This window comes from Halalkalibaculum sp. DA384 (assembly GCF_043951955.1).
In the GTDB taxonomy this organism is placed as follows: Bacteria; Bacteroidota; Rhodothermia; order Balneolales; family Balneolaceae; genus JAMQKA01.
In genome coordinates this window covers 14,211-39,233 of the sequence record NZ_JBINJE010000036.1, presented here as the reverse complement: position 1 = coordinate 39,233, position 25,023 = coordinate 14,211, and the positions used below count along the sequence as shown (strand labels likewise).

Annotated in this window: 19 protein-coding genes; 16 read left to right on the top strand and 3 right to left on the bottom strand. The window is 43.3% G+C overall.

From position 1 onward, the window contains the following. Positions 1–191 (bottom strand): (2Fe-2S)-binding protein (locus ACG2E4_RS15735; RefSeq protein WP_395259398.1); only part of this gene is annotated, 191 nt, incomplete at its 3' end. 341 nt (positions 192–532) lie between these two features. Here ACG2E4_RS15735 and ACG2E4_RS15730 point away from each other — a divergent pair. The 7 genes from ACG2E4_RS15730 (at position 533) to ACG2E4_RS15700 (ending at position 6,485) form a co-directional block, all read left to right on the top strand. Continuing rightward, on the top strand, positions 533–1,690 hold the full coding sequence (locus ACG2E4_RS15730) for a cysteine desulfurase family protein (protein WP_395277168.1): 1,158 nt from the start codon (positions 533–535) through the stop codon (positions 1,688–1,690). Continuing rightward, on the top strand, positions 1,687–2,838 hold the full coding sequence (locus ACG2E4_RS15725) for an XdhC family protein (protein ID WP_395277167.1): 1,152 nt from the start codon (positions 1,687–1,689) through the stop codon (positions 2,836–2,838). Before ACG2E4_RS15730 ends, ACG2E4_RS15725 begins: the two co-directional genes overlap by 4 nt. Then, entirely contained in the window at positions 2,835–3,440 is a 606-nt protein-coding gene (locus ACG2E4_RS15720) for an NTP transferase domain-containing protein (RefSeq protein WP_395277166.1), read from the top strand. Before ACG2E4_RS15725 ends, ACG2E4_RS15720 begins: the two co-directional genes overlap by 4 nt. A 15-nt stretch (positions 3,441–3,455) precedes the next feature. Further along, entirely contained in the window at positions 3,456–3,695 is a 240-nt protein-coding gene (locus ACG2E4_RS15715) for a MoaD/ThiS family protein (protein WP_395277165.1), read from the top strand. A 46-nt stretch (positions 3,696–3,741) separates the two neighbouring features. Next, positions 3,742–4,173, top strand: coding sequence for a molybdenum cofactor biosynthesis protein MoaE (locus ACG2E4_RS15710; RefSeq protein WP_395259403.1), 432 nt, complete (start codon positions 3,742–3,744; stop codon positions 4,171–4,173). Positions 4,174–4,549: 376 nt separating this feature from the next. Next, the gene (gene glp, locus ACG2E4_RS15705; RefSeq protein WP_395277164.1) at positions 4,550–5,713 is read left to right on the top strand and encodes a gephyrin-like molybdotransferase Glp; all 1,164 of its coding nucleotides are present in this window, start codon (positions 4,550–4,552) and stop codon (positions 5,711–5,713) included. Between the two features lie 16 nt (positions 5,714–5,729). Beyond that, the gene (locus tag ACG2E4_RS15700; RefSeq protein ID WP_395259405.1) at positions 5,730–6,485 is read left to right on the top strand and encodes a TSUP family transporter; all 756 of its coding nucleotides are present in this window, start codon (positions 5,730–5,732) and stop codon (positions 6,483–6,485) included. Positions 6,486–6,629: 144 nt separating this feature from the next. Here ACG2E4_RS15700 and ACG2E4_RS15695 read toward each other — a convergent pair whose 3' ends face one another. Both ACG2E4_RS15695 and ACG2E4_RS15690 read right to left on the bottom strand, forming a co-directional pair. Then, positions 6,630–8,378 carry a serine hydrolase domain-containing protein gene (locus ACG2E4_RS15695; RefSeq protein ID WP_395277163.1) on the bottom strand — a complete coding sequence of 583 codons (1,749 nt, stop codon included), beginning with the start codon at positions 8,376–8,378 and terminating at the stop codon, positions 6,630–6,632. Positions 8,379–8,861: 483 nt separating this feature from the next. Next, complete coding sequence (locus ACG2E4_RS15690; protein ID WP_395277162.1) at positions 8,862–9,401, bottom strand: hypothetical protein; 540 nt, start codon at positions 9,399–9,401, stop codon at positions 8,862–8,864. A 605-nt stretch (positions 9,402–10,006) separates the two neighbouring features. Here ACG2E4_RS15690 and ACG2E4_RS15685 point away from each other — a divergent pair. From ACG2E4_RS15685 to ACG2E4_RS15645, 9 genes are all read left to right on the top strand, one after another. Then, a complete protein-coding gene (locus tag ACG2E4_RS15685; RefSeq protein ID WP_395277161.1) occupies positions 10,007–11,338 on the top strand; it encodes a tyrosine-type recombinase/integrase in 1,332 nt (443 codons plus the stop codon). 10 nt (positions 11,339–11,348) lie between these two features. After that, positions 11,349–12,215: a hypothetical protein gene (locus ACG2E4_RS15680; RefSeq protein WP_395277160.1), complete on the top strand. Its 867-nt coding sequence runs from the start codon at positions 11,349–11,351 to the stop codon at positions 12,213–12,215. A 103-nt stretch (positions 12,216–12,318) separates the two neighbouring features. Next, positions 12,319–12,510, top strand: a complete 192-nt coding sequence (locus ACG2E4_RS15675; RefSeq protein WP_395277159.1) for a helix-turn-helix transcriptional regulator — start codon at positions 12,319–12,321, stop codon at positions 12,508–12,510. A 4-nt stretch (positions 12,511–12,514) separates the two neighbouring features. Then, positions 12,515–13,951, top strand: coding sequence for a phage/plasmid primase, P4 family (locus ACG2E4_RS15670; protein WP_395277158.1), 1,437 nt, complete (start codon positions 12,515–12,517; stop codon positions 13,949–13,951). A gap of 132 nt (positions 13,952–14,083) precedes the next feature. Continuing rightward, on the top strand, positions 14,084–15,064 hold the full coding sequence (locus ACG2E4_RS15665) for a DUF6371 domain-containing protein (RefSeq protein WP_395277157.1): 981 nt from the start codon (positions 14,084–14,086) through the stop codon (positions 15,062–15,064). A gap of 284 nt (positions 15,065–15,348) precedes the next feature. Continuing rightward, positions 15,349–16,158, top strand: a complete 810-nt coding sequence (locus tag ACG2E4_RS15660; protein ID WP_395277156.1) for a type IV toxin-antitoxin system AbiEi family antitoxin — start codon at positions 15,349–15,351, stop codon at positions 16,156–16,158. Then, positions 16,155–16,952 carry a nucleotidyl transferase AbiEii/AbiGii toxin family protein gene (locus ACG2E4_RS15655; protein ID WP_395277155.1) on the top strand — a complete coding sequence of 266 codons (798 nt, stop codon included), beginning with the start codon at positions 16,155–16,157 and terminating at the stop codon, positions 16,950–16,952. Before ACG2E4_RS15660 ends, ACG2E4_RS15655 begins: the two co-directional genes overlap by 4 nt. A gap of 89 nt (positions 16,953–17,041) precedes the next feature. Then, positions 17,042–22,162, top strand: a complete 5,121-nt coding sequence (locus ACG2E4_RS15650) for a DEAD/DEAH box helicase (RefSeq protein WP_395277154.1) — start codon at positions 17,042–17,044, stop codon at positions 22,160–22,162. Positions 22,163–22,182: 20 nt separating this feature from the next. After that, complete coding sequence (locus ACG2E4_RS15645; RefSeq protein ID WP_395277153.1) at positions 22,183–25,011, top strand: helicase-related protein; 2,829 nt, start codon at positions 22,183–22,185, stop codon at positions 25,009–25,011. Positions 25,012–25,023: the final 12 nt, after the last annotated feature.

Genomic DNA, 25,023 nt, shown 5'->3' with positions numbered 1-25,023 from the left:
ACCGGCAGCGAGCAGGAGCGGACGGCAGCGCCGTCCAGGTGCACGGTACAGGCCCCGCACTGGGCGATGCCGCATCCGAATTTGGTGCCGGGCAGGTCCAGGTGATCCCGCAGCACCCACAACAGCGGGGTGTCCGGGGCTGCATCCACCTGGTGCTCTTCATTATTGATGTTGAGTGTAAATGTTGCCATGGCTTAATTGGTTTAATTAAGTCGATCCCGGTTATTTTTTAAAGAGGGCTCAGGCCTTGAGCCAGGACAAAACCCCTGGTTTTTCGAAGTTCATTTAAGGTATTTTATAATACCGTATCCCTCACTTCAGCATTCAAATGTCTGCTTGATTCGTTAATCTCACAGGATAATTTCACTCGGGTAGAACTCGCTGCTAAGCAGACCTTAATTATTGTATCGATTTTTTTAAGAAAAAACCATTATCAAATCTATATTTAGAAGGATTCAACGGTATTATTTTAAATTGCAAAGTAATAAGTTGTAAAGCCGCATTTTTTATAAAATTGTGAGTTCATTGTTCCATGGATCACGCGAAAAAAATTTATCTGGACTACAATGCCACCACACCTGTTGACCCGGCGGTTGCAGAGGAAATCCAGCCCTATTTCACAGATAAATTTGGAAATCCCTCGAGCAGCAGCCATACCTTTGGCTGGGAGGCCGACGAAGCGGTTGAAAGGGCCAGAGAACAAGTTGCGGACTTGATCGGAGCATCAGCGAATGAACTCTGTTTCACATCCGGGGCTACGGAGACCGTGAACCTGGCCATCAGGGGGTTGTGCAAAGCGAATCGCGACAACGGGAATCACATCATTAGCTGTGTTACAGAACACAAAGCCGTGCTGGATACGTGTGAAAGCCTGGAACAGGAAGGCTACAAAGTGACCTACCTGCCCGTTGATGAGTCCGGCTCTATCGATCTCAGCGAACTGGAAGCGGCCATTACTGATGAAACGCTGTTGATAAGCCTTATGCACGCCAACAATGAAATTGGGACGATTCATCCCCTCAAAGAAATTGCCCGGATCACCAAGGCCAAAAACATCCCGCTGATGTCAGACGCCACCCAGTCGGTCGGTAAAATTCCGGTGGATGTGAAGGAGCTGGGCCTGGATATGATCACCTTTTCCTCCCATAAACTGTATGGACCTAAGGGGGCGGGAGCACTGTACGTGAGCAAGGAGGACAAGCCGGATATTGCTCCCATTATAACCGGGGGTGGCCAGGAAAAGGGATTGCGTCCCGGAACGCTGAACGTACCGGCCATTGTGGGATTTGGGAAGGCCTGCCAGCTGTGTGCTGAGCAGATGGAAGATGAAGCCAGTCGATTGGCCAAATTGAGAGACCATCTGGAATCAGAATTAGCGGACCTTGAAGGAATCAAGTTTAATGGCGCTTCAACGAATCGCTTGCCTCATATGACAAGTATTTCGTTCCAGAATACTGATGGCAGCAACCTGCTCCGGCGATTAAAGGACCTCGCCGTCTCGCAAGGATCGGCCTGCAGTTCCGCAACGAAAAAGCCCTCGCACGTGCTCAAGGCGATCGGTCATTCTGATGGGCTTGCATTTTCCACCATCCGGGTGGGATTGGGTCGATTTACCACGAGAGAAGAGATTGAACGCGCTATCAGTGATATCAAGGAAGTAATCCCCAGGTTAAAACTGCTTGCCCGATGAGAGAAACAGAAGCGATCATATCATCTTATGACGAAGCCCGAAATGAAGGGCGACAATGTGTGCTGGCGACCGTCGTTCATGTGGAAGGCTCCTCATACCGTGCCGCAGGGGCGCGGATGCTGGTTGATGAGTATGGGGTTATGACCGGGGCTATCAGCGGGGGATGCCTGGAAGGGGACGCCCTCCGAAAAGCCCTGCTGGCGCTGGATCAAAACAAAAATAAGTTGATTAGCTACGATACCAGCGATGAGGATGATGCCGTGATCGGTGCGCAGCTGGGTTGCAATGGCATTATCCAGGTGTTGTTTGAGCCGATTGATCCCAGGCAAGAGAACAATCCCATAGAACTGCTCAGAAAAGCAGAGCATGTCGAAAGGCCGGTAGCCCTTGTGTCGCTGTTTAATCTCGATAAAACCAAACACCAGGTCGGCACCACGTTGCTGGTGGATGAAGAATCGCATGTTACAGGACAGCTTGATGACCAGGCTCTCTTTGAAAAGATTACCTCAGTTGCTCGAAATTCCCTGAAGAAGCAGGTTAATCATTTCGGGGAATATCGCTCAGCCGGTGTTACGCAACATGCATTTATAGAGATTGTTGAACCGCCCCCCAGGCTGGTGTTGGTTGGCGCAGGCAACGATGCCCAAGTCTTGTCCCGAATGGCGGAACCGCTGGGGTGGGAAATCATTGTTGCTGACGGTCGCCCCACACATGCCAATAAGCAGCGATTTAATTCGTGCCAGGTAGTCGTCACCAACCCGGGCGAAATCCTGGATAACATCAGGGTCAATGAAAACACCGCATTTGTTCTGATTACCCATAATTATAATTATGACCTGGATGTACTTAAGCTGTTGCTCAAAGAGGAGCAGGTCCCGTACATCGGCATTCTGGGCCCCAACAAGAAATACCGGCGTATGCTGGATGACCTGGAGGCGGAGGGTATTGCCCTTTCCGAAGAGCAATCCGCAAAAATTTATGCACCCGTGGGGTTACAGCTGGGCGCGGAAACGCCTGCTGAGATCGGGCTCTCCATACTCTCCGAAATACAGGCTGTGCTGACCGATTCCAACGTTCGGCACCTTCGCGAACTGGAGGGCTCAATCCACAACAAAGAAAACCGTGAATTTGAGGAGATTGAGCTTTGAGCAAGTCATCCGGCATAGGAGTAGTGATCCTGGCAGCGGGCTCATCCAGCCGCCTGGGCCGCCCCAAGCAGTTGTTGGGGTACGAAAATAAAACGCTCCTTCAGCGTGTCATTGATATAATTGGGCCCTTTGAATTCAATCCCTCAGTGGTTGTACTCGGTGCGAATGCCGATCAGATCCGGGAAGCCACAGACCTAGCACAGGTTACCGCTGTTTATAATGAGCACTGGTCGGAAGGCATCGCTTCAAGCATTCGGCTGGGAGTTACAGAATCTCTAAAATTAAATAGTTCGCTCCAGGGCATTCTGTTTCTTTTATCTGATCAGCCTTATGTTTCCGGTGAACTGATCCAGGAATTGGTCAATACCCACAAAAGCGGGGAGCAACGAATAACAGCGTGTCGTTATAAGCAGAATGTTGGTGTCCCTGCCATTTTCGGGAAACGCTTTTTCCCGGGGCTACAGAAGCTGACCGGTGATGTGGGAGCTAAAAAAATTATCCTCCAGCATCGTCAAAAAGTAGAGGAGGTTCCGTTCAAGAAAGGTTTCTTTGATATAGATACTGAAGAAGATTATGAACATCTTAAGGACAACGAGATTTAATCAATCATCTTTGGCATGACCGTAACGATTAAATACTTTGGTTCAATTGCTGAAAAGACCGGTACGAAAGAAGAAGCAGTGACTTTGGATGGGGAAGAGTATGATCTGGAAGCCTTAAAACAGCGTTGTTTCTCAAAATATGGGCTTTCGGAGATGGAATCTGTTAAAACTGCTGTCAACCAGTCTATTGAGTCTTCCGGCATGTTAAAGGATGGTGATGAAGTCTCTTTTTTGCCACCGTTTGCCGGCGGATGACTCTTAAAGTGCGAATCAGCTTTAACCATTAAAATGGGTACCTGTTATGCCTAAAAAAGTTTTTGTTAAGGGTGCGATACCGCCTGGAAAAATTTCAAATTCCATAGCACACCATCAATCCAAAACAACCATCGGGGCCCACAGTATCTTTTTGGGGCAGGTGCGGGCTGACGAGGTGGAAGGCAAAACAGTGGCTGCCATTGAATACACCGCCTATGAAGAGATGGCTCTGAAGGAGGTTGAAAAAATCAGGGAGAATGCGTTTTCAAAATATGACCTGACCTGTGCTCATATTTATCACAGTTTGGGAACCGTGAAAGCCGGCGAATTATGTTTCTTTGTATTTACCTCCTCCGCTCACCGCAAAACCGCCCGGCAGGCCAACCGGTTCCTGGTGGATGAGATCAAAGAAAAAGTGCCCATTTTCGGCAAAGAAATTTTTGAAGATGAATCCCACCAGTGGAAGGTGAATCGGTAACCTGTATTCGGTAAGTCAGTATCTGGTAAAATCTATTTTTACTGCCAGTGTTTCCGGCCTCTGAAATTTTTGTAGGTACAGTGAACAAAACCGAAGCGTGAAAAAACCATTTATGTCTGAGATCCGTGTAGTTCAGCGGATCGAGTTAAATGGTTTTAGCGGAGGGAACTCAACAAAAATTTCAAAGTCCGGTGACTTTTGGGGTTAGTTTTACTACACACAAAAAAGAACATCTCTGCCACGGGAAAAGACGACTAGACTTTTTGAGGAAGGCCTATTAAAACTTAACAGTGACTAGTCCACAAATAATAGGCTAGGTGTTGAAAGTGGGGAAGCATTACCGGCAAAATCGTTTCATGAATTTAATAGGTGGAAAATGATTTCAATAGAAGAAGCTTTAAAAATTGTCAACGAGCAGGATATCGAACGGACTGTGAAAGAGGTCTCTCTCGAGGACGCCCAGGGCTTCTGGCTGGCGGAGGAGATCACATCCCCTTTCGATCTGCCATCGTTCGATAACTCAGCGATGGATGGCTACGCGGTTTCAGGCATTTCAGATGAATATGAAATTGTCGGGGAGATTCCCGCCGGAAGCACCGCCGACCATACCCTGCAGCCTGGCGAAGCCATGCGCATTTTTACCGGCGCCAAAGTGCCACAGAATACCACGGCCGTAGTGATGCAGGAAAAAACCAGTGTTGAAGACAACACTTTATATGTTGACGAGGCGATCAGCAAGGGGCAGCACATTCGGCCAAGAGGAAAGGAATTAGCGCTGGACCAAACCGTATTCACGGCCGGTCATTTTATATCTCCGGCCACGGTCGGGCTCATTGGATCGTTGGGGAAGAGCCGCGTCCAGGTGTACAAAAAGCCGGAGATACGCATCATCAGTACCGGCGATGAGCTGGTGCCGCCCGGAAGCCCTAAATCGGAAGGGGAGATTTATGAATCCAACAGCTTTGCGTTAAGCGCCGCTCTCGATCGATATGGTTTTAGTTGCGAGGAAAGCAAACATATTAAAGACAGCTTTTCTGCCATAAAGGGCGGTATTGCTGATTTCCTTGATCACTCTGATGTGCTGTTGCTGTCCGGCGGCATTTCGGTGGGCGATTATGATTATGTGAAGCAGGCGCTGGAAGAAAACGGCGTTTCGGAACTGTTTTACAAAGTCTTCCAAAAACCCGGGAAACCGCTGTATTTTGGCAGACGGGACGATACATTTGTATTTGCCCTGCCCGGGAATCCTGCTTCCTCGCTCACCTGTTTTTACATCCATGTGTTGCCGTTACTCCAAAAGCTCAGCGGGGCCGCTAACACCGGGTTGCAGCGGGTTCGTATCCCCATCGACCATAATTATGATTACCGTTCAGATCGCCCCGTTTTCCTGAAAGCAAGTATCGAGGGGCAAACGGTATCAATTTTAAACCGGCAAAGCTCATCGATGATTCATTCTATGGCCATGGGCAATGCGCTCGCCTTTTTGGATGGCCCGCAAACGGTCCAAAAGGGTGATATGGTTGAGTGCATTGTAATTTGAAGAACACAACCCCTAAATGGATATCGAATTCCTGCCCTACATTTTTTTCCTGATCGCCCTTTTTTACAGTTCTGTCGGTTTTGGCGGAGGATCAAGTTACCTCGCCCTCTTGAGCCTGTTTATCGGTGATTTTTATGAAATCAGATCCACGGCCCTTGTTCTGAATATCTGTGTGGTCACGATTGGGACGTCCGTATTTATCAAGAATCGCGTGTTTAGCTTACGGCTGTATTGGCCGTTCCTGGTATCCAGCATTCCCATGGCATATATTGGGGCACAGCTTCAGCTGACCCAGACAGCGTTTTTCCTGATTTTAGGCTCGGCCCTGATTATGGCGGGGGGATTCCTGATCCTGAAATTTGTGGCCTGGAAACTTAAGTCTAAAGAGTTTAGTCTCCCCAAAAAAATGTCTCTCGGCGGAAGTGTGGGTTTGTTGGCCGGCATCTCGGGCATTGGCGGGGGTATCTACCTGTCTCCGCTCCTCAACCTGGTAAATTGGCAAAATCCCCGGACTATCGCTTCACTGGCCTCCGTTTTTATACTCGTAAATTCAGTTTCCGGAGTCATCGGTTTGATGGTTGCGGGTACCTTCCAAATCGATGGTGATCTTATTTTCCAATTGATAATCGCTGTAGTCCTTGGCGGGAGTCTCGGTTCCTACCTGTCTAATGAAAAATTTGATCTCCGCATTCTGGGCGTGTTAACGGCTATCCTTGTGGTGTATGTGGGACTCCGATTAATTTTGCTGCATGGATTCGGGATTCGGATATAGCCCCATTGTTCATAATGTTCATAATGTTCATAATAAAGTGGATCCACCTGCAGTCAACCCAGCCCGGATCAAAAAACTTGATCGCGGGGGTGTTGCAGCAGAACGGATCCACCTATACATCCAGTCACAGTAAGCCGACCGCATCTATATTTCCGGACAGGCACGTTGTTCTGCAACCACAAGGCACGGATCCCGGAAAAGGATTTCGATAGTGTCCCAGGGTGGCCCCTGGCGAATACCGGTATACTGATCTCTTGCTGTTGGAATCAAAATGAAGGTTGGCCACGGGCCGCTATAATCCCCTTCAAAAGTACTATCTTTATTCCAGACGAAGTTCCAGTATTGATTCCAGTTTGCAAATTCTGCATACACAAAGGTGGTCCAGGGACCATAATCTGCAAACCGTGAACCGGGCGTATTGGCAAACGTTCCTATAACATGGAGCGAATCGAGATTGCCAATTTGGTTGATACGGTTAAGCAAAACACTGGTGGGGGCGATGGGATCTTCCCCTTCACGCATCAAGCCTGCAAGGGCATCCTTCCGGCCCGCCTCAAGCTTGTCCATAGCATCCCTGGTGCGCCGGTTAAGTTTTGCAAAATGTTTCTTCTGCCGCTCTGTGGGATTTAGCATGAGGTTCAGGACAGGTTGCCCCCATAGCTTGGCGACTAGCCGCGTGTCGTCGGTCGTAAGTTCCAGTTTACCTCCATCAAGATAATAGCCCCCTTCTCTTTCCTGAGCGAGCCCGGGATTGGCATTATCTTCAGACCCGACGAGCGGGGGCATGAGGAAATCAGACTTGAATGCTGCACCCAGAATGGAACTGCGTAACTCGTCAGCGGCGATCATGGACGTATTGCCCTGGATATAAAAGAAAAATTCCTTCTCCGGGAGCCAAACAAAGTCCGCTGAGAAGATCGTGTTACTGCCGCTGTGGGCAATCATCGGTCCCCACTCGGAATCGTACACCACCCATCCGTACCCATACCTGGATGCACCGTTACTTTCGGTGACATAACCCTTGGTCCAGCGCCTTACCGTCTCTTTACCCAACACGTCCTGGCCTTGCAGGATGTTTTTAAACCATCGATACATGTCATCTGCCGTGGTGTGCAGTCCGCCATTGGCGCGCAGGTGCCAGCCCGGTCCGTCTCTGAGCCAGCCGCGCTCATAGACGAATCCCCACCGTTCACCATGTCGGTATCCCACCGCCAGCCGGTCGCGATCCCAGGTGGGAAGCAGGTAACCGGTTTCCGTCAGACCGGCCGGCAAGAGCAGTTCTTCACGCAGGAACTGCTCATACCCCTGGCCCGATACCTGCTCCACGATCATTCCCAGTAGTGCATACCCGACATTGGAATACGCATAATCTGTACCGGGATCAAATTGCAGGGGCACCCTCATCACGCGATCGATATAGGCCCGGGCTCCCGTGGGCTCTTCATCCGATCCAACTCCACCCGGCATGCCGGATGAGTGAGTAAGCAGTTGATGAATCGTAATATCTTGCTTCCCCCTTGGAATGTCATCGAAATATTTGGCAACAGGATCATCGACGGAGAGCTGTCCGCGGCTTTCCAGCAACAGGATTGCAGCTCCGGTCATCTGCTTGGTGATCGAGCCGTGCGACTGCACAGTGGTTGGCGTGTAGGGGCGCCGGGTTTCGCGGTCTGCAAGGCCATAGCCTTTCCTCAGTACAATATTGTCGCCTTCGCTGACAATAACAGCACCGGAAAACCCCATCACTTCGATACCCGAGAGATAGCGGTCAATATGTACTCCAATTTCGGACTCCCGGGCTACTTTTTCTGTAGGTAAGGCAGGTTCTTCTTCAGCCGAAGGAGTAAAATCGGCATTGTTATTCTGGCTGAAAGCGTTAATAAATAGAATCAATGGCAGTAAAATCAAGGGAAATATTTTTTTCATCACGTATTGTCTATAAAGGGTTGTGTTGTGTAGTACGGGGCAGATTGTCTAAGGCCCATACGAACCTGGAATTCACGTAATGTTTTTGATTTATGATACCCGGTGTTGGGGGATAAGGTTCTCAGCTTATGAAGCAAGCATGCAATTTGCATAAGTAGCCATCCCAGAATGGTATCCGATACAACACAAATCAAAAGTGATTTCATCGCAGGAATAAATCATCGTGCAATGACCAGGTTGCTTTGACCGATATCTTGCCAAGGTCTTTATAAAACCGTCATTTTGCCCAATTTCAGCCTGTTTGCACATTCGAAATCCCCATGTATGGAGTATAAACTGCAGGTTCGGATACGCTCTGGCGTTGAAAATGGACAGCATTCCTGGCTTTAAAAGCCCTCTTGCCCGTATTTGTGTTTTTTTGATAAGAATGAATGCTGTTCAAAAGCAAACCTAAGGGGCATTTATAGCTATGCCACTGACAAGAGGAGAGAAATCTATATTATGAGAAAATACAGGTGGGTTGGTAACTAAACTGCTGTATATTCCCCGTATGAATCGATGATTTTTGATATGATATATCGCCTCCACAGAGAAAACTTCTGCGGGTAAAAAAGATTGTGCACGATCCTGCTGAATAAAAACAAGCGCATTCATTCCGGTACCGGAATGTTGATTGTCCTCCCATTCACTTAGTGAGAGTCTAAACAAGTTGCCGTTGTCATCAGCTTGTTTATCAACCGGCAGGTCAGCGTCATGTGCACAGGCGTTAACACATGTTAACAGGCTGCATGAAATGGCTTCCGTTTTGCCTGTAGCTGGGTGTAGTTCTCCGCTGGTGTTGGATGGGGTGTGGTCACTGTTTGTTTGTAAACCAGAGTCAAGAACAGAATCCCCATTGTGAACAACCGGTTGCAATGAGAGGAAAGTGACCCCGAGTAATAATAGGGGGATGCTAAGAAATTGAGCGATATATGCTTTTGAAAATGGCATGTTGTAATGGATAATAACCAAAAATTATATAATTACAACTTTGAGCCTGAAATAGAGCTTTTAGCGGGCTAACTATTTTCATGCCAAGAGCTAACAATATAATCAAACTGTCTGGAATGCAAAGTTTTGCGGGTAGTTGCTAATTTGGCAGTAGAAAATGATATAAGTTATTGTCACTCAAAAAGTGACATGATTTTATCCGAAATACTTGTGAAAAATTCGGATTAAAAACCTTTTCCGGAACAGCTTATATAATACCAATTTGGAGAAGATTGATGACGAAAGAAAATGTCAGCTTACGTTGGAAAGATGTAAATATTGACAATATACTTGTCGAACATTTGACAGACCCATTGTTCAAAAATACACCCGAAAGGCTTCGAACCCTCAGCCTTCTGATCCGAAGTCAGATTTAAGGGTTTTCCGTAGGTTTCCGGGCGATTACGAATTTTTCGGTAAATCGTTGACTCACATCAAATTAGGGCGTATTATCATTCCGTACGGTTACGGGCGTTTACGGCCCAAGCCAGGTATTCTGTTACCCAAATGTTACCCAAATTTGGATTTGGGTAACAGGAAATAAATCATCATTAATACACCCTGGCATGTCTGATTATTGGTCAGGCAATTCAGGGTTCACAAAAAAATATATGCCAGAAAAAAAACTTACACACCGATTTGTTAAAGGATTACAAGCTTCCAAAATGCCGATTGAATATTATGATGAAAATGAATCTGGGTTAATTTTACGACTGTCAAAAACCGGTACGAAAACCTTCGCATACCGGTATCGATTTGCTGGCAAAAATAGACGATTCACAATTGGGCAGTTCCCGGAAGTTAGTTTGTCGGATGCAAGAGCACGAGTCCGGGAATTAAAAGTTGAAGTAAATAATGGAATCGATCCGCAGGAGGAGAAAAAGAAACGAAAATACAAACCCAAAGAATTAACGTTCAAGGAACTTTCCGCTATTTTTTCAAAGCAACATCTTCCTAAGCTTGCTGAACGTACTCGGGATGAATATCAGCGAATTATTGATGTTGAATTGTTGGAAAAGCACAATTGGGGAGATTTGTATGTGTCGGAAATGACAGACCATCATGTCCGAGAGGTATTAAATCATAAAGCCTTTGAAGAGGATGCTTTTACTATGGCTAATCGGATTCGGTCAACGATATCCAAAATTTTTGAATTCGGATTAAAAAACGTTGGAATAAAACTGCAAGCCAATCCGGTAGTTAATACCCCTGTTTTTGACCAGGGCGAGAATGTGAGAAATCGCGTTTATAATGAAGATGAAATAAAAGAGCTTTGGGAATACTGGGAAACAACACCTGAGCCCATTCAAACTTACTATAAAATTCTATTGCTGACCGGGCAAAGAAGGACGGAAACGATGCAAATGAAATGGTCGGACATTGAACAGGATAAGCCCTGCAAACGCATCGAGATAGGCGAAGATGGAAGACCGAAGCCTAAAGCCTTTTTAGCTGATATTTGGACGATACCTGAGGAAAATACAAAGAGTAATCGTCAACACGAGGTACCATTACCTGAAATGGTCATGAAATTAATAGAGAAACTAAAGCCAATGACGGGTAAAAGTGACTACGTATTCGAATCCCCACGGATTGACGGTCAGCCACTAAACAGCGTCAAGAGTACCACGGAAAAAATTCAAGATGAAACCTCAGTTAAAGACTTTAGACTTCATGATCTTCGGCGCACTGTAGCTACAAAATTGGAAGAAAGCCTTGTCGATCAAATTGTGATTCAGAAGATTTTGAACCATCAGGTAGAGGGAGTCACAGGCAGGCATTACCAGTGGTACAACTATACCGATAAAAAGCTTGAAGCATTAAATCGTTGGAGTTGGCGGGTTAAAAGTATAATCTCAGGTGAAAAATCAGAAGCCAAGATTCACATATTAGGATAACACAAAAAGAATGCAGCTGGTTGATCAGGAAATCATTCAGGAGCGATATGATCGCTATGTGAAGTATTATAATACCTCAAAAAATCCCATTGCTACTTATGCAGAGTTGTTGACAGTAAAAGAAGGTCTTCAAAAGCGACTGGGAGAGTTAAAGGAGAAGGTCGATTTATATATTGATGATATAGAATACTTTTTAGGAGAAATTTTCGATTCTACTCCCTCTTCAGATGTGGAAGATAGTGCGGAGGATTTGCTTGCTTCCAATCATCGCATGCTGGTAGAAAATATAACAGGGCATATCAGATGGGAGGTAGGTAATTTGAATCATATTCATAGCCCCGACGAGTTTATCAATTTTAATTCTAACCAGATCGCTGAGATATACAGGGCATACAATAAATATGGGCAAGAGGGAAAAGCACTAAGGGCTCTAAAGTCAATAATTGTATACGGCCAAAGATATGAACAAGCTTTTTACCACCTACTAGGTGTAAAATCTATTACAAATAGAATCATTGATGAAAACTATCCTAAAAACCTTGTCGATTATAGAGGGTTAGAGGTACAAGAAAAAGAAGAGATACTAGGTGCAAAGAGGAAAGGTGCACCGTTACGCGCAGACGTTCCTCAAGATGAAGTTGAGCAAATAGTGACAAAATTACTTCATCAATATATGTTAGGACAGTCAATAATAACGAATAGAAATGGCCAGAAAAGAATGTTCAAAATCATTCATGAGTCTGGTAAGTATGAGGGTAACGTCAATATAAATCAGATCTTTAAGTATATAGAAACAGCACATCCCGAACTCATTAATATTTCCGACAGACAATTTAAAAAACGCATCAAGAAAGCAGTTCCCGAAGGGATGAAGTAATTAATTCCTTCATGAAGTAAATAATTACTTCTTAATCTATTCCCTGCAGTTCCGATACTTTGCGGTCAGTAACAAACAAGAACGAATAAATCTACTGACCGTTATGGAAAAGTTAATACGACCACAAGCACTCGCCGAATATTTGGGAATTGGATTGTCAACGCTCTACGATAGAATGAAGGAGCCCGACTTCCCCCGCAAAGTCCAGATCTCAAAAAATGCTGTCGGTTTTCGTGAATCAGAAGTTATGGAGTGGATGGATGCCAATACAGAAGTAAAGGATCAAGAGAGGTAAAAAAATGAATTTCATAACGCCCGAGAAACTAAAAAACGGTGTACTAAAACACGCCAGGCCACCCTCCCCTACACCCCATGAAGAGATATTGAAGAAGCTACTTCAAATGGTAGAAGAGGTCAATTTTTACCGGGAGGCCGGGGTTGACAAACTCAACAATAAACACTTTATCGTAATTACCATTGAAAAAATATTGGAACTTGCTGCTAACAATAATTGGGGGCTGTGTAAGAAGCATGATTTCATCTACCTGTACAATGGCGCCTACTGGAGTCAGCTCCCAGAAGAGCAACTGGAAACCTTTTTAGGCGAGGCAGCCCAAAAAATGGGGGTTAATAAATTTGATGCCCATTATTACCAGTTTCGGGAGAAGCTACTCAAGCAATTTATGAGTATGGCCCACCTGCCCACTCCTGAAAAGCCTGGCGGGCTTGTCCTAGTAAATCTTGAAAATGGGACGGTCGCCATTAACCCGGCGAGCAAGGAGCCGGTCAGAGTCCGTCCAGCTACGCAAGCGGACTTTCTTACCTATCAACTACCATTTCGATATCACGAGGAAGCCTCTGCGCCGCTGTTTAGTCAATATTTGGATGACGTTTTACCTGATAAGGATATTCAGCGGTTGCTTGCCGAGTATATAGGATACGTTTTTGTCAGCTCCTCGACCCTTAAACTTGAGAAGGCCCTAATACTCTACGGTGCAGGGGCGAATGGGAAGAGCGTATTTTTTGAAATCGTAAATGCCCTCCTTGGCAGTGAGAACGTCTCAACATATACGCTTCAGTCATTAACCGACAAGTCAGGGTATTACCGGGCTAAGTTGGCAAACCGTCTAGTCAACTATGCCAGTGAAATAAATGGCAACATGGAGACGTCAATATTTAAGCAATTGGTTTCTGGCGAGCCTGTTGAAGCACGTCTGCCCTACGGCGATCCTTTTACCCTTACCGATTATGCAAAGCTCATATTTAACTGTAATGAGTTACCATCCGATGTAGAACATTCGAATGCCTTTTTCAGGCGATTTATGATTGTCCCTTTTGACAAAACGATCCCGGAGTCCGAGCAGGATAAAGAGTTAGCGGCAAAGATTATCAGAAATGAACTTTCAGGAGTGTTTAATTGGGTCTTAGATGGACTTCAACGGCTTTTAAAGCAGAGAGGATTCACAACTTGCCAAGCAGTAGAGAAACAAAATGAGAGATACCGACTTGAGTCCGATTCTGTGCAGATGTTCATCAATGATAGCGGGTACGAAAAATCCCTTGATCATTATGAGAAGCTTTCTAAAATATATAGCGAATACAAAGGATTCTGTGGTGAAGATGGATACTATCCGGTGAGCAAGCGAAAGTTTAGCAAACGTATTCAAAATAATGGAATAAAGGTAACGCGCAAGTCTTACGGTAATGTTGTGTACCTGAAGAAGGGGCAACAGTAAAAACTTTTCTTTTGAACCTGCATTTGCTACATCAACTACATAGCACCTTCATTTAAACGCTACAAGATCCTCGCGGATGTAGGAGATGTAGCAAATGTAGCTGCAGTAAAAACTTTTTTTATGAGACCAGAGATGAAATCATATCGCTACAGACTTGATGAGGGCAGCAGGAAGTTCGGGTGCCCGCAATGCCGAAAGAAACGGTTTGTTAGATACAAAGACTATCAAACCGATAAGTATCTTGATAATGAATATGGACGTTGTGATCGGGAAAGTAGTTGCGGGTATTTTAAGGATCCCTATAACCATGGATATGCTAACCGGGATGCTTCATCTTGGAAGCCTGATCCCAATTTTCAGGACATGCCCAAACCTGCTGACTATATACCCCAAACATATTTTTCTGCCAGCCTGAAAGGGTATAAGCGGAATACATTTGTGCAGTATTTGCGCACCTTGTTTGATATAGATACCGCAGGCAACCTAATTGACACCTATAAGATTGGGACATCCAGGTATTGGGAAGGAGCAACCGTTTTTTGGCAAATTGATGTTCAAGGCAACATTCGTACGGGCAAAGTAATGCTTTACGATGACTGTGGGCACCGCGTGAAGCATCCTTATAACCATATCCATTGGGTACACAGCATTATGTACAATTCCTACAACCTTGAACAGTGCCTGTTTGGTGAACATCTGCTAACTGGCGATAAAACTGTTCCCATTGCCATCGTAGAAAGTGAGAAAACGGCTATTATCAGTAGCGCTTATTTTCCGGAGTTTATATGGCTGGCAGCGGGGGCAAAATCCAACCTTAACCCGCAACGCTGCAAGTCTCTGATGGGCAGAAGCGTGACCTTATTTCCAGACCTGGGAGCATGCAAAGATTGGCAAGAACGGGCTGAGGGGTTATCGTACTTTTGTGATATCACGGTTTCGGATCTTCTGGAGAAGAATGCCTCCCGCCGCGATAAAGAAGAGGGATATGATTTAGCTGATTATTTGATTCAGTATAAGGTTGATGGATTTCTTAAAGTTGCAGAGTCTATTAATGCTAATATTGAAGTTATCCTGAATGAAAAGGGATATCCAGCTTCCTGGGATGATCTTTGATGGTTATTTAAAATTGGGAAAGCTATTATATCGCTATCCTTTTCCAGGGAATTATATTTCAAATTATTGGCAGTAATCAAAGAATAGTGCCGAAATATAGATATGATTGACTATTTCGATGACATAAGTAATGTCATTAAACTCCTTAAATGAAAGGGGCTATCGCCAGTTACATGAATTAGATTTAGGTTAATCAATAATATGGTTGTTTTTAAATAGTTTTTTAGTTATTAACTGCAAAAGGGGTCGAACTTCCACCCATTTTGTAGGTAAAAACTAAAATTATGGCTAATAATCACTACGAATACTTAGATTCATTTTTAGATCGGCAAAGAAGCCGGGGCCGCTTTACGTTTACTGCAGATGAGGTAAAGAAAGAGTTTGAGTTATCTGAAAATGCTTTTAAAAAAACGACTCAACGATTACTTGAACAGAACAAAATTTCTCGATTACGAAATAAGTTCTACTTAATAATACCACCTGAATATTCTACGCGACAGACCCTTCCCCTTGGATATTTCATTGATGATTTAATGACCTTCCTGGATCGTGAATATTATGTTGGCTTATTGACGGCCGCCATGTACCATGGGGCAGCGCACCAACAACCTCAGCAACAATTTGTTGTTCATGATTCATCCTATATTCGTCCTATAGATAATCGGCGACAATCTATAGTGTTTTGTTTAAAAAAGGAGTGGAATAAAAAAGATATCCAAGAGCAAAAAACAGATGCAGGCTTTATAAATATTTCATCACCTGAGCTAACAGCTTTTGATCTGTTATTCTATGTAGATCGGATTGGCGGATTTAATAGAGCAGCTACCGTTTTATCTGAATTACAAAGTAATATTGAATCGTCAGATCTCTTTAAAGCAGCACAAAGATTCAACCAAACCACGACCCTTCAACGATTAGGATATATAATTGATGAGGTGCTCAGTAAAGCTGAATTGGCAGATGCTATTTACCAAGCTCTTGATGAACGTACATTTTATCCTACTAAACTAAGTACGTCTGAAGAAAGCGATAATCAACGCGCTCCAAATCGTTGGAAAGTAATACCGAACATAGAGATTGAAGCAGAATTATGATACCGAAGGCTTATATAGATGCTTGGCGTACTACAGCTCCTTGGCAACAAGATGCACAAATAGAACAAGATCTGGTTATTTCAAGAGCTTTAGTAGAACTGTTTTCAAATGATCTTTTAAGAGAACACCTTGCTTTCCGTGGTGGGACAGCACTACACAAATTATTCTTACATCCTCAGGCTCGCTATTCAGAAGATATTGATCTGGTTCAACTCAAGGAAGGTCGTATTAAACCTATACTCGAAGCTATTCGCGACCAATTATTATTTCTTGGAGGAAAGGAAGACCGAGAGGTGCAATCAGCCGATCATAATTGGACTGTGTATTATTCCTTCGAAACGGAATATCCGCCGCCACCAGAAATGCGTATTAAAATTGAGATTAATACGAGGGAACATATAAACATATTGGATTTAAATGAGCAGAGTTTTGCTGTCGAAAATCGCTGGTTTAGCGGTTCTGCAGATATCGTGACCTATCAGCCAGAAGAACTGTTGGGGACTAAGCTTAGAGCATTATATCAGCGCAAAAAGGGGCGCGATCTTTTTGATCTCCATTATGCTCTTACAAATATTGAAGTTGATACTGGAAGTATTATTCGGTGTTTCCGGGCATATATTGAAGAAAATGACAACCGACCGCCCACGAGCAGAGAGTTCGAACTCAATATGGAAGAAAAGATGCAAGACAGAGAATTTACGGGAGATATAAAGGCTTTATTACGTCCTGAGGTTGAATACGACCAAAATAAAGCTTATGAACACGTTTATAATTCATTAATCCAGAATATTTAATTGTACACTTTAAATCTTTCTTAGCCAATCCTACAAATTTTACATATTGTTGAGCAGGTTGGTCTTTATTTAAATTAACCTCTTTCGTTGTGGACATATTTGATATTCATCAGCAGATAATCGGGGAATACGAATCTTTTGTTGAGTCTTTTATTGATATTAAAGATGAAAAGATAAGGCAAAAGGTAGATCAAGAGCTTAGCGAGGGAAAACTTTGGCCTGAACCACTAATTCAGTTCAACCCTTCTTATAAAAAAGGAGAAAGTGTAGAAAATCTTTGTAAAAAGGGAGTTCTACATCCGGAAGTTAATAATATTTTTAAGGGTTACGATTTGTATGACCACCAGGTCAAAGCCTTAGAGTTTGGTACCAAAGGTGAAGATTTCATTGTCACATCCGGTACAGGGTCAGGTAAGTCATTAACTTATTTGGGGACTATATTCGATTATGTATTGTGTAACCCGGATGAGGATGGGGTCAAAGCAATCATAGTGTATCCTATGAATGCATTAATTAATTCCCAGTATAATGAAATTGAAAAGTACGAGAGTAATTATGTTGAATCAGGTAAGGAGTTTCCAATACAATTTGCGCAATATACAGGACAAGAAGGCGATACTGAACGAGAACGTATTATTGAAGAACAGCCTGATATAATTTTGACCAATTACATGATGATGGAGCTCATCATGACCAGGCTGAGAGAAAAGAACTTGCGGGAAAGCTTCAAGCAGTCACTTAAGTTTCTGGTTTTTGACGAGCTTCATACCTACAGGGGGCGGCAGGGATCAGATGTAGCGATGCAGATCAGACGTATCAGAAGTGCTTGCAGAAATGATTTAGTATGCATCGGGACTTCCGCTACGATGGCTACCGGTAGTACGTTATTAGAACAGAGAGAAGCGGTTGCAGATGTCGGAAAAACTATCTTCGGCAAAAAGTTTACTGAAGGTCAGGTTATTGATGAGGCATTTGAGTTGGGATTTGAAGAGCTTAATCCCAAAGAGAAGAAACAGAAATTAATTCAGGCTCTTGATGAAAAGATTGATATCAATGATAGGGCTGAGAATTTAAAAAAGAATGCCTTAGGGGCATGGCTTGAACGGGATATCGGACTTCAAGAGAAAGAAGGCCAGTATGTTCGCCAAAAACCTCGGACACTTAATGAAATTTCCGAAAAACTTTCGGAGCTTACTGAAGTGGAGGTTGAATGGTGTGCTAAAAAGATCAGGCAGTTATTAAAATGGGCAGAACAAATAAATGTTAAGAACGAAGACAAAGGAATTCGTAAAAAATGGCTGCCTTATAAGTTACATCAGTTCATCTCGCAAACGGGATCGGTCCATGTGAAATTAATAAGCCCGGCGGAAAGGGATATTGATGAAGATATTAAATTGGATGCCGGTTACTTTACTGTAGAAGAGGGAGAATCTGTTCCATTGTATCCTGTGGTGTTTAGTCGGGTATCCGGTCACGAGTTTATCTGCGTAAAGAAAAATGAAGCTGATCTGACTTTAGAACAACGTGATTTTAATGAACAGACTTCAGAAGAAGATGAGGAACAGGACTTGAGCAGTGGTTATATCGTCTTTGATCACGATGAACTGGTTTGGAGGTATGATGATATTACCTATCTGCCCGATTCTTGGAAAACTAAAAAGGGAGAGATTCGAAAGAAGTATAAAGAAAAAGTACCACATGAGATTTGGGTTGATCGTCAGGGTAATTACTCCCTTACTGAGGAGGAAGGTTACGTAAAGGCATGGTTTATCAAATCACCATTACCATTCGATCCAACCGCTGGAGCCTTCTATCACGGTTCAACAAGTGAATATACAAAGCTCACAAAGTTAGGCAGTGAAGCGAGAAGTACAGCTACATCAGTTATTTCGCAGGCAACTGTCAAAGCACTGAAAGAGGCTAATTATGATAAAGAGGCAAGCAAGCTATTAAGTTTTACTGATGTTAGACAGGATGCTTCCTTACAAGCAGGTCACTTCAATGATTTTACCAAAACAGTACGACTAAGGGCGGCTATCTATAAAGCACTAAATCAGGCGGATGATAATTCGTTAGATCATTCGGTTATTGCACAATCTGTTTTTAAAACGCTTGATTTAAGGGAAGAGGAATACGCCCAAAACCCTCTTGCACCAGATGCAATGCATGTGGTAAATCACAATGAGGAGGCATTAAAAAAGAAACTACTATATGATTTACTGTATGATCTAAAATATGGCTGGCGGGTGACATTGCCTAATCTTGAACAGTGCGGCTTGCTTAAGCTTGATTACGCCTATTTGGATGAGATAAGCAAGAAGGAAGGGTGGAATGATATTCCTGGCTTTTCTGATATGATGCCTGAACAACGACGCGAGATTCTTTATCAGATATTAGATTATTTCAGGAAAAAATATGCTATTGCCCATGAATCTTTGAAGCCGGATCGAGTAGAAGAGAACGAGAAAAAAATAAGTGATGCTTTAAATGAGGAATGGGGATTTGACAAAAATGAACGTATTGAAAGACCAAATTGGATGCGTTTTAGTCCTTTTGACAGAAAGCCCAAAAAAATTCCTACTGAAAGTATTGGGTACTTAAGTAAGCTGGGGCGTTACTTGAAAGAATTACCCGAGTTAGAGGAACATATAACGGGCAAAGAATCGTACCGGGAGCTCCTTGGGAATGTTCTTTATAAACTCAGTGGAACATATTTTAAAATTGAAGAAGTCCCCGATAGAGGCTCTGGAGAAACAAAAAAGATATACCAACTTTTAGCTAACGCCATTATATGGAAGCAAGGTGATGGCGAAACGTTAATCGGAGATCCTGTAAATAATCGGTCCTACAAGAATACGGAAGCTAAGATTAATACTTATTTCCGAGATCTTTACAAGAACCAGTTGGATTATGAGCTGTTTTTTAATGGATCCGAACATACAGGTCAAATTAATAATGAACAGCGTCAAAACAGGGAAGAGGAATTTAAGAAGGGAGATATAAATGCACTGTTTTGTTCTCCTACCATGGAGCTTGGAATAGATATCGCTGATCTAAATGTAGTGCATATGCGAAATGTACCTCCCAACCCTGCAAACTATGCCCAACGAAGTGGGCGGGCCGGACGGAGTGGTCAGGCTGCATTAGCATTTACCTACTGCGCTAACTATTCTTCCCATGATCGCCACTATTTCAAAAACTCAAAAGATATGGTGGCCGGCGAGGTATTGCCACCTCGAATGGATATGCATAATGAAGAACTTATTATGAGTCATCTAAATGCAATCTGTTTATCGGAGATAGGTCTAAGGGATTTAAATGATTCGCTTGCAAATGTTCTTGACCTGGGGAATGAAGATAATTTGCCCATTAAAGAGGAAGTTAAATTAAAGTTCGACTTTTCTGACAGGAAGAAACTTGAAATTAAAAAGCTATTCAACCGTGTAATATCTGATATAAAATCGGATTTGCCTTGGTATTCTGAAGAGTGGTTAGATAGTAAGATTAATGATGTGTTTAGTAGATTTAGTGAAGCCTTAGAAAGGTGGAGATCACTATACAAAGATGCCATTTCTCAGAGAAGAACGGCTCAGAATATTCTCGATAATCCAACGTATCAAGCGGGAAGTAGTGAAAAGAAATTAGCTGGTATAAATGAGGATCAGGCAAGGCGGCAAATAGCCTTGCTTAAAAATGAATATCGCGGAGGAGGAAATCTTTCAGAATTTTACCCCTATCGCTACTTAGCCTCAGAAGGCTTTCTGCCTGGGTACAACTTTACTCGTCTTCCTATTCGTGCCTATATGCCGTCCCATGAGATAAGTATGGAGGGAGATTATCTTTCTCGACCCAGAAATATTGCCCTAAGAGAGTTTGGTCCTGGGAATATAATTTATCATAACGGCTCTACCTATTCTGTGACAAGGATGAATGTCAATGATGCATCCCAAGAATTGACTAGAGCTAAGGTGGCAAAGAAAAGTGGATATATCCTCGATGGAAAGGATTTCGAAAATGAATTATGTCCTTTCACAAAAGAACAGCTTGACGATGATAATTCCAGGGAGATTATTAACAACCTGACCCACATGGGAGAGGTACAGACAAGGCCACGTAAAAGGATTTCATGTAATGAGGAAGAAAGACAATCCCGGGGTTATGAGATTGATACCTATTTCAAGGTTGATGGAAGTATGGACCGGGTCAGAAACATCGAACTCAAAGGGCGTGAGGGGAACTTGATGACGATGAGGTACATTCCCGCAGCTCAGCTTTACTTCATCAATCGAAGGTGGCGTACCTCCACCGAAAAAGGATTTCTGCTTAACCTAACTACAGGTGAATGGGAAAAAGGAAATATAGCAGATAAAGAAAAAGAAGAGTCGGTTGATGAATTTGCTAATGTTCAACTTTATGTAAAGGATACGGCTGACGCGATTTATTTACACCCGACATCCAGTCTGGGATTAGAATATGAAGGAGTAATAACACTCCAGTACGCCTTGAAAAATGCTATTGAGCAAGTATTTAGAGTGGAGCCCAATGAAATTCGTGTAGAGCTTATGGGAGATAAAGAAGCTCCGAATATTCTTGTGTTTGAGGCATCAGAAGGAAGCTTAGGGGTTCTGAAAACACTGTCTGATCAACCCCGAAAATTCAGGGAGGTAGTAGAAAAGGCGTATGAAATTTGTCACTTTACGAAACCAAAAGAAGATGAGAAAGAGTTGCCGCAGGCATCTTATGATGATTTGCTCAGCTATTACAACCAATATCATCATAAACTACTGGACCGTCATAAGATAAAAGGGGCACTGGAATTACTTAAAGCTGCTGAGCCGGATCCAAAAAAGAAAGGAACGAATAGAAATTATTCAGAGCAGCTTGATTATCTTCGGGAGCGAATAGACCCAAACTCCGGCCTTGAAGAAAAGTTTTTGAATTATCTTGCAGATAGTGGATTAGCACTTCCTGATAAAGCACAGTACAGTATAGATGAGTTATACGTTAATGCTGATTTCTTTTACGAGCCTAACGTAGTCATTTTTGTTGACGGCAATGTTCATGACAAGCCCGGGGTACAGACTGAGGATGAAAAGAAACGCAAAGCCCTTCGCAAAAAGGGGTACCAGGTGTTGGTATATCGTTATGATCAAGATTTTAACTCCTTTGTTGAGAGTCGTCCGGATATATTTAAAGAAGTTCAAATTTAGATTTTAAGTAACAAGAAAGAATGGAGTATAAACCGGGTACTTTAGTATCGGTACGAAATAGAAACTGGGTCGTACAGCCATCAAATAACGATCAGCTTTTAAAATTACGTCCCCTTGGCGGTACGGAAACAGAAGAAACGGGAATTTATTTGCCACTACTTGATGGCAAGGATCGTCCCAAGCCTTTTCAATTCCCGCTGCCTTCCCCTGATAAGTTTGGTGATATCTCTTCTACCAATGTATTGTACAATGCAATAAGATTATCATTTAGAAATGGGGCGGGTCCGTTTCGGTCTTTCGGGAAATTATCATTCAGACCGAGAGCCTATCAATTAGTGCCTTTGATTATGGCATTACGCCAAGAAACAACACGACTCCTTATTGCTGATGATGTTGGTATTGGTAAGACCATCGAAGCACTGCTTGTTGTTAAGGAGAAATTAGAACGAGGAGATATTGATAGTTTTTCTGTGATTTGTCCCCCGCACCTTTGCGATCAGTGGGCTAAAGAACTAGAAGAAAAATTCAATATTGATCCTGTCGTTATCCGCTCTGAGTCTATTTCTTATCTGGAGCGCAAGATGCCACCCGATACGATTATTTTTAATTATTTCCCGTATCAGGTTATATCTATTGATTATATAAAACAGGATAATTATCGGCAGACCTTTATCAATGAGTGCCCGGAAATGGTAGTTGTTGATGAAGCACACACCTGTGCAGAGCCACCTGGTGAGCACCGAAATACACAGATGCGTCATTCCTTAATCAAGGATATTTCTAAAAAAGAAGGACAGGAGTTATTACTACTTACTGCAACTCCCCACAGGGGATTTGAGACTTCTTTCCAATCTATATTGGGAATGCTGAAGCCTGAATTTTCTAGTGTTGAGATTGCGAATTCAGACCAAAAGACCCGAAGGGAGCTATCAAAGTATTTTGTTCAGCGAAGACGTGGGGATGTTACTCAGTGGATGGGAGAAGAAACGCAATTCCCTGAAAGAGAATTTGAGGAGCTGGAGTACCAGTTAAGCAGTGATTATCAAGCTCTTTTTACCGATTTCCTTGGTTATGCAAAAGAGATGATTCAGGCTGATACCGAGTCGAAGCATATTCATTACTGGACAGCACTTGGGTTATTGCGAGGTATTATTTCAAGTCCTACTGCAGGCGTTTCTATGTTGCGCAAACGAGCAAATAAAAAAGAAGATGAGCTGGACGAGGTCGATGATGAAACGGCCAAAATGTTAGTCTTGGATGATGACGAGCAGGATGAGGATGTTGAGCCGACGGCTGTTACCTCATCACTTGAGGTAAAGCAAGCTGAAGCCCAACGATTGAGAAATTATGCCAATCGACTTGAAGACTTAGGTAAGCCGTCTAAGGATAATAAGGTGAAGGCAGCCATTGACACTGTTGGGGAGTGGCTACAGGACGGATACAATCCTATAGTATTTTGCCGGTATATTTCCACTGCTCACTACGTGGCAGATCAAATTCGTGATAACTTACCATCCGGCTATATTCGTGATACAGAAGTAGAATCAGTTACCAGCGAGTTAGCTGATGAGCAACGAAAAGAAAAGGTTGAGGCTTTAGGAAAACAGAAGTATAGGGTGTTAGTTGCTACTGATTGCCTTAGTGAGGGGATAAACCTCCAGGATCACTTTACGGCTGTATTACACTATGATTTGCCTTGGAATCCCAATAGAATTGAACAAAGAGAGGGTCGAGTAGATCGTTTTGGGCAAACAGCTTCTAAGGTAAAGACAGCACTTTTATATGGAGGTGGTAATCCAATTGATGCGACGGTTTTAAAGGTCCTATTAAGAAAGGCTCGACAGATTAAAAAGGATACCGGCATTTCCATTCCATTTCCTGATGACAGTAAATCCATTATGGAGGCTGTGCTAAATGCGGTATTACTGAATCCCGGTTCGGTGAATACAGATATGAGCCAGCTGCAGCTTGGTTTCCAAAATGAGGTAGTTAAAAAAGGGGCAGATCAGGCAAGCTTGGCTATTGAGCGTGCAAAAAGTCGTGAGGAAGCGACCAGAAGTATCTTTGCACAGCGAGCCATAAAGCCGGAAGAAATTAAAGAATATTTGGTGGATTCTGATGAAGCTCTTGGAAGTCCTGCAGATGTAGAAAAGTTCGTAAAGGATGCCGCCGATTATATAGGTATTGAGTTACGACCGGTTCCAAACAAATCAGACCAGTACTATCTAAATACAACACACCTTTCAAAACGACTCAGAGAACTACTGCCGGATAAAGAAAAAATAAAGGTGGGTTTTGAAGCTCCCTTGCCTGAAGATGTTTATTACCTGGGACGTAACCATCCCTTTATAGAGCAATTATCACAGAAGGTTATGGGGCTGGCATTTCAGGATGAGGAATCACCGTTTTCTAGAATGTCGGTTGTGCGAACGGACCAGGTAGATGTTAAAACAACGCTACTGTTACTTCGGGTACGTAACGTTATTTCAAAGAAAAGAAGAAATAATGAGTTGGTAGCTGAAGAAATGGTACTCTGGGGGTATAGAGGAGATCCAGGGGACGATGATTACTTAGAACATGACCAGGTGAAAGAATTGCTGAACAAGGTAAAAGCTGTAGCGAACCTTTCTCAGCAAGAAAAAAAGTATTTCGCAGAAGCGGAGCTCGATGACTTCAAAAGTGATACTATGAAAGAAAGTTTAAGAAGCTTGACAAAAGAACGAACAGAAAAATTAATTGAAGCGCACGACCAATATCATGATGCTGTGGGAGGTGGTAGATATACCGGTGTTGAACCTGTTCTGCCTCCCGATGTGATGGGGATGTATATTCTCCTCCCGAAAGTGTAAGTATCACGATTT

What these genes read in the sequence shown, in the direction of transcription:
- ACG2E4_RS15730 (WP_395277168.1), top strand. Translation starts at nt 533, where the DNA reads ATGGATCACGCGAAAAAAATTTATCTGGACTACAATGCCACCACACCT.
- ACG2E4_RS15725 (WP_395277167.1), top strand. Translation starts at nt 1,687, where the DNA reads ATGAGAGAAACAGAAGCGATCATATCATCTTATGACGAAGCCCGAAAT.
- ACG2E4_RS15715 (WP_395277165.1), top strand. Translation starts at nt 3,456, where the DNA reads ATGACCGTAACGATTAAATACTTTGGTTCAATTGCTGAAAAGACCGGT.
- ACG2E4_RS15710 (WP_395259403.1), top strand. Translation starts at nt 3,742, where the DNA reads ATGCCTAAAAAAGTTTTTGTTAAGGGTGCGATACCGCCTGGAAAAATT.
- glp (WP_395277164.1), top strand. Translation starts at nt 4,550, where the DNA reads ATGATTTCAATAGAAGAAGCTTTAAAAATTGTCAACGAGCAGGATATC.
- ACG2E4_RS15700 (WP_395259405.1), top strand. Translation starts at nt 5,730, where the DNA reads ATGGATATCGAATTCCTGCCCTACATTTTTTTCCTGATCGCCCTTTTT.
- ACG2E4_RS15690 (WP_395277162.1), bottom strand. Translation starts at nt 9,401, where the DNA reads ATGCCATTTTCAAAAGCATATATCGCTCAATTTCTTAGCATCCCCCTA.
- ACG2E4_RS15685 (WP_395277161.1), top strand. Translation starts at nt 10,007, where the DNA reads ATGTCTGATTATTGGTCAGGCAATTCAGGGTTCACAAAAAAATATATG.
- ACG2E4_RS15680 (WP_395277160.1), top strand. Translation starts at nt 11,349, where the DNA reads ATGCAGCTGGTTGATCAGGAAATCATTCAGGAGCGATATGATCGCTAT.
- ACG2E4_RS15675 (WP_395277159.1), top strand. Translation starts at nt 12,319, where the DNA reads ATGGAAAAGTTAATACGACCACAAGCACTCGCCGAATATTTGGGAATT.
- ACG2E4_RS15670 (WP_395277158.1), top strand. Translation starts at nt 12,515, where the DNA reads ATGAATTTCATAACGCCCGAGAAACTAAAAAACGGTGTACTAAAACAC.
- ACG2E4_RS15665 (WP_395277157.1), top strand. Translation starts at nt 14,084, where the DNA reads ATGAAATCATATCGCTACAGACTTGATGAGGGCAGCAGGAAGTTCGGG.
- ACG2E4_RS15660 (WP_395277156.1), top strand. Translation starts at nt 15,349, where the DNA reads ATGGCTAATAATCACTACGAATACTTAGATTCATTTTTAGATCGGCAA.
- ACG2E4_RS15655 (WP_395277155.1), top strand. Translation starts at nt 16,155, where the DNA reads ATGATACCGAAGGCTTATATAGATGCTTGGCGTACTACAGCTCCTTGG.
- ACG2E4_RS15645 (WP_395277153.1), top strand. Translation starts at nt 22,183, where the DNA reads ATGGAGTATAAACCGGGTACTTTAGTATCGGTACGAAATAGAAACTGG.